We start from the raw sequence: 1,054 nt of genomic DNA, 5'->3' as shown, positions 1-1,054 counted from the left end.
GGCGGGGCGGCCAAGGGCAAGGCGATCATCATCATGAACCCGGCCGAGCCGCCGCTGATCATGCGTGACACCGTGTACGTGCTCAGCGAATCGGTCGATCAGGCCAAGGTGGAAGCCTCGATTGAAGAGATGGCCGCCGCCGTGCAGGCCTACGTCCCCGGTTACCGCCTGAAGCAGAAGGTGCAGTTCGACGAGGCCCGCGACCTGAACATCCCCGGCCACGGCCGTTTCAGCGGTTTGAAGACCTCGGTCTTCCTCGAAGTCGAAGGCGCCGCCCACTACCTGCCGGCCTACGCCGGCAACCTCGACATCATGACCTCCGCCGCGCTGGCCACCGCCGAGCGCATGGCGCAAGCAATGGGGGCCTCGGCATGAGCCAGAAACTCTATATCTCCGACGTGACCCTGCGTGATGGCATGCATGCCATCCGTCACCAGTACAGCCTGGACGACGTGCGCGCCATCGCCGCGGCCCTGGACATGGCGAAAGTCGATTCCATCGAAGTGGCCCACGGCGACGGCCTGCAAGGCTCCAGCTTCAACTACGGCTTCGGCGCGCATACCGACCTGGAGTGGATCGAAGCGGCGGCCGATGTGGTCAAGCACGCGAAGATCGCCACCTTGCTGCTGCCCGGCATCGGCACCATCCACGACCTGAAGAACGCCTACAACGCCGGCGCCCGCGTCGTGCGCGTGGCCACCCATTGCACCGAAGCGGACGTCTCCAAGCAACACATCGAGTACGCCCGCGAGCTGGGCATGGACACCGTCGGCTTCCTGATGATGAGCCACATGCAGACGCCGGAGGGCCTCGCGCAGCAGGCCAAGCTGATGGAGAGCTATGGCGCCACCTGCATCTACGTCGTCGATTCCGGCGGCGCCATGAACATGGACGATATCCGTGCGCGTTTCCGCGCGGTGAAGGCCGTGCTCAAGCCCGAGACCGAAACCGGCATCCACGCCCACCACAACCTCAGTCTCGGCGTGGCCAACTCCATCGCCGCGGTGGAGGAGGGCTGCAACCGCATCGACGCCAGCCTGGCGGGCATGGGCGC

General features: G+C 65.7%; 1 protein-coding gene and 1 pseudogene. Both read left to right on the top strand.

The genetic code is table 11. The features are described from left to right. Positions 1–375, top strand: a pseudogene (locus VV867_RS30995) (acetaldehyde dehydrogenase); the annotation flags it as partial. Further along, the coding region (gene mhpE / locus VV867_RS30990; protein WP_328568444.1) for a 4-hydroxy-2-oxovalerate aldolase at positions 372–1,054 on the top strand (683 nt) is incomplete at its 3' end. The pseudogene VV867_RS30995 and the gene mhpE, both read left to right, overlap by 4 nt.

This window comes from Pseudomonas sp. JH-2, assembly GCF_036231725.1.
In the GTDB taxonomy this organism is placed as follows: domain Bacteria; phylum Pseudomonadota; class Gammaproteobacteria; order Pseudomonadales; family Pseudomonadaceae; genus Pseudomonas; species Pseudomonas delhiensis.
This window is presented reverse-complemented; position numbering and strand designations above follow the sequence as displayed.